The organism is Novacetimonas hansenii JCM 7643 (genome assembly GCF_000964405.1).
Lineage (GTDB): Bacteria > Pseudomonadota > Alphaproteobacteria > Acetobacterales > Acetobacteraceae > Novacetimonas > Novacetimonas hansenii.
Genome location: NZ_BANE01000100.1, coordinates 1 through 6620, shown reverse-complemented (window position 1 = coordinate 6620; position 6620 = coordinate 1). Strand labels below are relative to the sequence as shown.

Here is a 6620-nt window from a genome sequence, read left to right as displayed (position 1 = left end):
CCCAAAAACTTTTCGTGTTTTTTATCAGTGAGTTGTTTTCAAACACTCTCTAAGAAAAAGGCGGCACCCGGAAGCTCTTGCTCACCTCTGCCGTCAGGCCGGGGCAATTTCCTTGGGGGTGTAGCCCGCAAGCCATGTGATGAGGTCGTCAGAGGCAAGCGGCTTTGAGAACATGTAGCCCTGCAGCACATCGCAATCCATGTTGACCAGGATCTGGCGCTGTTCTTCATGCTCCACCCCTTCGGCAACCACGGTCATGCCCAGACTCTGGCCAATGCGGATCACCGCGGTTACGACCGAACGGACCTTGTCCACTGTTTCCAGACCGTTCATGAAGCTGCGGTCGATCTTCACCTCGTTGACCGGCAGGCCAGCAAGGTTCGACAGGCTGGAGAAGCCGGTCCCGAAATCGTCCATCGACATGCCGACCCCCAGTTCCCGCAATGCCTGAGCGGCCTTGATGGTGCGGTCATAATTGTCGATCATCGTGCTTTCGGTAATTTCCACCATCAGGCGTGCAGGCGGGATACCTGTTTCTTCCAGGACTTCCGCCACGAATTCCGGCAGCTTTTCATCGCGGAAATGCAGCGGGGACAGGTTGACCGACACGGTTGGGACATCAATTCCATCGCGGATCCATTCGGCCATCTGGCGGCATGCCGCGCGCATCGACCATTTGCCGATGGCCTCGATCTGTCCTGTTTCCTCCGCCACGGCGATAAAGCGCGCAGGGGAAATGAAGCCAAGGGTCGGGTCGTTCCAGCGTGACAGCGCCTCCACCCCATACATCTTGCCCGTGCGGGCATGTACCTGCGGCTGATAGACAAGGCGCAGGCGATCATGCGCAATCGCATCACGCAACGCCGCCGCAAGGATCAGGCGGTCCGTAGCCTGCTGGTTCATCTTGGGGCTGAAGAAGCAGTAATTGGCCCCCCCATGCGCCTTTGCCTGGAACATCGCCGTTTCGGCATGCTTGAGCAGTGTTTCCCCCGCCTCACCATTCTCGGGATAGACGCTGATCCCGATGCTGGCGGAAAATGTGACGGATACGTCGCCTACCTGCATCGGTTGGGACAGCAGGCGCAGGACCATGTCAGACAGGGATGACGCATGCTGCTGGATGCCGCTGGTGATGATCGTGAACTGATCGCCGCCAGACCGTACGATCGTGTCGTCGATGCCGATCGCATCACGCAGTTGCGTCGCGATATAGGAAATCAGGTCATCGCCCGCCGCATGGCCGAAGACATCGTTGATGTTCTTGAAATTATCCAGTCCCAGCGACAGCAGCATGAAATTGCCGCGTGTGGGACGGCGCAGCATCTTGTCGAGGTGCTGGCGCAGCCACATCCGGTTCGGCAGGCCCGTCAGCGTATCGAAATGCGACAGCTTGGCGATATGTTCCTTTGCCTCGTACCGCTCCAGCGCCAGCGTACACAGGTGCAGGCTGGCGCTGACGGCCTTCTGGCACCATGATTGCGGCTGGCGCTTGGTGCGGAAATACAGGGTGAACACCCCGGCCACCCTGCCGCCACGCAGCACGATGGGGGTGGCCCATGCGGCGCGGATGCCGTTGCGCATGGCCGCCGAACGCAGCGTCAGCCATTTGGGGTCAATCTCGATATCGGGGGAGGTAATGCTTTTCCCGGTATAGGCGGCGACGCCGCTGCTGCCGACATCCGGCCCGATTTCAAGGGAATCGAACAGTTCGACCAGCGACAGCGGCAGGCTGGCGCGACCGACGCATTTCAGCTTGGAACTGTTATCCACCGTAAAGATGGCGGGCATCACGTCGAGGCCGTTATTTTCAATGCGGCGGCAGATGAAATCCATGATTTCGCGCAGGCTGAGATCGCTGGAGATTGCCTCCAGCGCGTCGCGCTGCAACGTTTCGAGGAAATGGTTTTCTGTAATGTCCGTCAGCACGACGACGATATTCTCGATATCGCCATGGTCTTCGAACACCGGGTTCATCGTGGCCGAAACCCAGATGTCACGTCCGTTCTTGTGCCGTGCGCGGATGTCCAGGGTAAAGCCCTTGTCATTCTGCGCCCCGGCATGAAGCTGGTTCAGTGTGCTGATATCCGTCGTGTCGCCCGCCAGGATGACCTACAGGCCATGGCCGATGACGTGGCTGGGTTCATAGCCGAACATGTCGGTAAAGGCCCGGTTGACGTAAATCAGCCTGAATTCAGGATCGAGGATGACCACCCCACGATCGGTTTCGCGTACCACAAGTGATAACAGGCGGATTTTTTCGCGGTCCGCCACCTCCTGGGAAATGTCACGGATCAACGCCATGTAGCCGATCTTGCCGCTGACTGAAATGCGTGACAGCGACAGTTCCGCCCAGAAGCTGGTACCGTCGAAACGTTCCACCTGCACCTCGCGCGAGGTGCCGACGATCTTGTTGATGCCTGTGTCGCGGTTATGCTTGATCAGGTCGTCATGGGATGAGCGGATCTTGCGCGGGACCAGCACGTTGACGTTGCGGCCCAGCACATCCGCGCGCGTGCAGTTCCACAGCCGTTCAGCCGCGCTGTTGAAGAATGTAACCGTGTTGGTCTCATCAATCAGGACGACCCCCAGAATGGTCTGTTCAAGGGCAGGCAGGACTGTGACCTGCGTGTCATCGAGGGTGTCCCGGGGCATGGCGAACTCCACAATTTCAGATGCGAACCAGATTACAGGCAGAAAATGCAAAAAGCCCCGCGACGGAAATGACGGGTCGCAGCGGGTGGGAATGAAGGGAATGAAATGCGGATGTGCGGGCGTATCATCGTGGCCCCGTGCCCATGTTGCATCGGGGCCAAGCCTGCAGCAAACAGGCGGGGCACTGTAAACGGGCAGCAGGAGACTGATTGTCGTAAAGAGGCATCCAGCAGTCTGATTTTATCATGGCACCAGAAGTAGATTTGTAAATTCGTGAAATAATATCAAAAACTTATGATCCTCTCTATAAGTTTAAAAAACATTAATAACTGTTGCGGCTAATTTAAATCACATTTTTGTGATATTTGCGTGTCATATCATATTCATACCGGCATCACGGGACCAGAACGTTCCCGTCCCGCGACTGTACACCGCCAGCGCACATTACGGGCAGTCCGCACTCTGGTGGGAGAATTCCCCCAACGTTCCTGTGTGCATGACGGGCAACGGCCATATGTGAACACATGTATGATAAATGTTAAAAAAGAATATCGGAAATACGGAAATCTAAGCGCTGATCCGGTCCTGATTGGCGTGGGGCCTGCGCATCATGCGCATGCGGATTTTGCGTCGTACGATTCGAACAGAAGGGGCATTTGTCCCCCGTATCGCAATGGACGCGTCACAGTCGCAACCGTGCGCCACAAAAACAGCAATGCTGCCTGCATCCGGCAGGGGCAGGGGCCTCTCCAGAGAGGGGCGGCGTGCGGGGATAGGGATGATTTGGAAAATCGGCTGGCTGGGGCGGGAGGATTCGAACCTCCGCATGGCGGAATCAAAATCCGCTGCCTTACCGCTTGGCTACGCCCCAATCTTTACGAACGATTCGTCGTTGCTGCCGCACTTCTAAAGCGCGAAGCGGGTGCGCGTAAAGGGGCAACAGCACTTCGACGGATGGAAAAGCCGTTTTCAGGCAAAAGGTTCCAACGGCAGGTCCACACTCGGGTCCGTGGAGAAGTCATGCGCCCCGAGGCCTGTGGCGGATTCCGGTGCATCAGTGGCCTTGCCGCGTCCGGGCAGTGCGCTGAAACGCAGCGCCTTGTCGAGTGCCTTGTCGAGGGTGGCCATGGTGGTGCCCATGTCCTGACTGTCATCCTTGTCCCATGCACGCAGTGTCAGGGTCCATGCCCCAAGCAGCGCCTGGACACGCAGCGTGCCCGCCAGTCCGCTGACTTCCAGACCTGCGGCGCCAAGCATCCATTTCATGCTTTCGACCGTCGCCCCACCCAGCAGCAGCGCCAGTGGCGGGTCGAACGGCAGCGCACGCAGCGCGGCGCGCACACCGGGGCGGTACTGTTGGAATACATCAAGGCGACGCATCAGCAGGTCGAACAGTTTTTCACGCGGGGTGCCGGTTGATCCGTCATCCACCAGCGCTGCTTCATCCGCAAGGCGCCCCAGCGTCAGCAGGATATTCGCCTTGAACGCAAAGCGCTTGCGCGCGACATCCAGACTCAGTCCCGCATCGCGTGCGGCATCAACAACCGTCATTCGCCGCCAGCCGTAAAGGGCGGCGCGCTCCATCGCGGCGCGGAGAAGGGCATCGTCAAACTGGTCGTTGTCCATGGAAATCACGATCTTCCGGATGTCTTGTCTGCCCGGGCGTGTCGGGTGCGCATATGATGCAATGACACGGGCCGGGCGCTGACGTGATATGGCGAAAGGTTTCGCCGGGTTGTGGCCGTTATATTGCGCGTATCTCAGGATGCAAGTTCATGTGCCCGTTCCGTCGCCGCCCGTACTGCCGCATGCAGGGTGGCAGGCCACGCATCGGGGGCCATCAGGACCGACAATGCCTGTTGCGTGGTGCCGCCCGGGCTTGTGACGTTGCGGCGCAGTTCGTCCGCGTCGATCCCGCTGCGCTGCATCAGCACGCCCGCGCCCGAAACCGTCTGGCGTGCGATCTGGCGTGCAAGGGCGGGGGGCAATCCCCCCTCTATGCCCGCCTGTTCAAGAAGTTCCGCCAGCAAGAAGACATAGGCCGGGCCGCTGCCGGAAATGGCGGTCACGACATTGATGTCATCTTCGTGCGTAACCCATGCGGTCTGTCCCACGGCGGACAGGACCCGGTCGCACAGCGCGCGTTGCGCCGCGCTGGCGCATGGTGGCGCATAGGAGACGGTCATGCCTTCGCCCACCGCCGCAGGGGTGTTGGGCATCGACCGGATGATGACGGGGTGCGCGCCGGGGGGCATATGGGCACGCAATGCGTCCGTCAGGCCACCGACCGTTCGCCCCGCGAGGACCGACAGTACCGGTGCATGGGTGGCCAACGGTGCGACGGCGGCGATGGCGGCCGCCACCTTCTGTGGCTTCATGGCCAGTACGATCAGGGCAGGGCGGAAATCCGCCGGCAGGTCCGCCACGTCACGGACCAGACGGTGTGGCGCGGGCAGCGTGTCACGATGGCGGTCGACGACGACGGAGGGGGCAAGCCCCTCCGCCAGCCAACCTTCGAGCATCGCGCCGCCCATTTTCCCGCATCCGATCAGCAGGATGGACGGAAGGGGAGTGGCCTGCGCATCCGCCATCACGCCATACCCGCACAGTCGAGCATTGCGGCTTCGAGTGCTTCTGTGGGGGATTTCCCGCCCCATAGTACGAACTGGAACGCGGGATAGAAACGCTCGCACTCCGTCAGGGCGATGTCGATCATGTCCTCAAGGCTTTCGACCGATGCGCCGGGCGCGCCACGCAGCAGGACGGCATGACGAAACAGGGGCATGCCATTGTCCAGGTCCATGCCAAAATGTCCGATCCACAGGCGTTCGTTCGCCAGCGCAACAAGTTCGAACAGGTTGCGCCGCTGCGCATGGGGGACCTTCAGGTCAAAGGTGCAGGTGAAATGCATCGCGCTGACTTCGCGTGACCACGAGAAGAACAGGCCGTAATCGCACCATTTGCCAGGTGCCTCGGCCGCCATTTCCGAATCATTGCGCCGGTCGAAAGCCCATTCATACCCGCCGACGATCTGTTCCATCAGATCAAGCGGGTTGGAGTCCTTGGGCGTGGTCGTGAAATTCAAGGCAGGCATTTTGGGACTCCCCGAAGCCGTCGTGGAGGGAATCCGGCATTCCCCGGATCCCGAGCGTCTGCAACCCGTCCCCCGCCACAATGGGGGCGTGGGAACGTAATCCCAACCCTATTGCCGGTATGGTCGTGGTGGCAAGCCTGTGGCGATGTGGCGGCTGCTGCATGCCCGGGGCGCATGTTGCGGATTCATGCGCCGGGGGCCGCACCAATGGCGGCAACCTGCGGGCGCGACCCGTCGGCGCGTCCACAGGTCATGCACGCGCTGCCCGCGATGGCGTGTCGCGCCGGACGCCGTGCCGCGTCAGCCGCGATAGGATGTGGCGGCGGGCGTCGTCATGCTGGCTTCAAGGTCGGCGATGCGGGTTTCAAGGGCCGCAATCTGCTTTTCGGTCGTTTCCTGTGCGATTCGCGCACGGGTCGCCATTTCGCGCACGACCTCGAATTCATCGCGGCGGACAAGGTTCAGGTTCGCAAGCGCCTCATCAACGCGGGCGCGGACCATGGCGCCGATTTCCTCGCGCACGCCGGACAGGGCGGAAAAGGCACCGCCGGCAACACCGGCAAGGTCATCAAAAATGCGTGGTCTGGCGGACATCGCGCGTAACTCCTTAGGTCATGGACCGGATGGGCATGGCACGCCGGGTCGCGACGTGCGGGGCGTAAGTATAGCCCCATACCCGTCGCAGAGCCATCCGTGTGGCCATCCATGCCCGTGCGCCATCCGCGCGGCGGCATGGATGGCATTGTGGCATGACGAAGTTGGCGCTGTCTTTGTGGTGGTTTATGGCATGGTGTTGCGGCGTTTGCGGACATAAGAGAGTATTTCAAAACAACTCATTGATAAAAAACAAGAAAAGTTTTTGGGTGCTGCCTTT

General features: G+C 60.2%; 6 protein-coding genes, 1 tRNA gene and 1 pseudogene. 1 reads left to right on the top strand and 7 read right to left on the bottom strand.

Features of this window, described 5'->3' with window-relative positions:
• Positions 1-93 precede the first annotated feature (93 nt).
• The 7 genes and pseudogenes from B7G66_RS19060 to B7G66_RS08120 all read right to left on the bottom strand — a co-directional run bounded on the left by B7G66_RS19060 (position 94) and on the right by B7G66_RS08120 (position 6340).
• Positions 94-1926 (bottom strand): putative bifunctional diguanylate cyclase/phosphodiesterase, encoded by a 1833-nt coding sequence (locus tag B7G66_RS19060; protein ID WP_369523734.1) that lies wholly within the window; start codon positions 1924-1926, stop codon positions 94-96.
• Positions 1918-2652 (bottom strand): annotated as a pseudogene (locus B7G66_RS19055) (PAS domain S-box protein); the annotation flags it as partial. The gene B7G66_RS19060 and the pseudogene B7G66_RS19055, both read right to left, overlap by 9 nt.
• 796 nt (positions 2653-3448) lie before the next feature.
• A tRNA-Gln gene (locus tag B7G66_RS08140) sits at positions 3449-3523 on the bottom strand.
• Between the two features lie 98 nt (positions 3524-3621).
• The gene (locus B7G66_RS08135; protein WP_003617477.1) at positions 3622-4278 is read right to left on the bottom strand and encodes a hypothetical protein; all 657 of its coding nucleotides are present in this window, start codon (positions 4276-4278) and stop codon (positions 3622-3624) included.
• Positions 4279-4412: 134 nt separating this feature from the next.
• The gene (gene proC, locus B7G66_RS08130) at positions 4413-5243 is read right to left on the bottom strand and encodes a pyrroline-5-carboxylate reductase (protein ID WP_003617479.1); all 831 of its coding nucleotides are present in this window, start codon (positions 5241-5243) and stop codon (positions 4413-4415) included.
• Positions 5243-5746 (bottom strand): type III secretion system chaperone family protein, encoded by a 504-nt coding sequence (locus B7G66_RS08125; protein WP_003617481.1) that lies wholly within the window; start codon positions 5744-5746, stop codon positions 5243-5245. Before B7G66_RS08125 ends, proC begins: the two co-directional genes overlap by 1 nt.
• A gap of 300 nt (positions 5747-6046) precedes the next feature.
• Positions 6047-6340: an accessory factor UbiK family protein gene (locus B7G66_RS08120; RefSeq protein WP_003617484.1), complete on the bottom strand. Its 294-nt coding sequence runs from the start codon at positions 6338-6340 to the stop codon at positions 6047-6049.
• Here B7G66_RS08120 and B7G66_RS17225 point away from each other — a divergent pair.
• Complete coding sequence (locus tag B7G66_RS17225) at positions 6321-6560, top strand: hypothetical protein (RefSeq protein ID WP_141312681.1); 240 nt, start codon at positions 6321-6323, stop codon at positions 6558-6560. The genes B7G66_RS08120 and B7G66_RS17225 overlap by 20 nt on opposite strands.
• The last annotated feature ends 60 nt before the right edge of the window (positions 6561-6620 follow it).

Excerpts from the sequence above, each read along its gene's own strand:
- B7G66_RS08135 (WP_003617477.1), bottom strand. The coding sequence starts at position 4,278 with ATGGACAACGACCAGTTTGACGATGCCCTTCTCCGCGCCGCGATGGAG.
- proC (WP_003617479.1), bottom strand. The coding sequence starts at position 5,243 with ATGGCGGATGCGCAGGCCACTCCCCTTCCGTCCATCCTGCTGATCGGA.
- B7G66_RS08125 (WP_003617481.1), bottom strand. The coding sequence starts at position 5,746 with ATGCCTGCCTTGAATTTCACGACCACGCCCAAGGACTCCAACCCGCTT.
- B7G66_RS17225 (WP_141312681.1), top strand. The coding sequence starts at position 6,321 with ATGCGTGGTCTGGCGGACATCGCGCGTAACTCCTTAGGTCATGGACCG.
- B7G66_RS08120 (WP_003617484.1), bottom strand. The coding sequence starts at position 6,340 with ATGTCCGCCAGACCACGCATTTTTGATGACCTTGCCGGTGTTGCCGGC.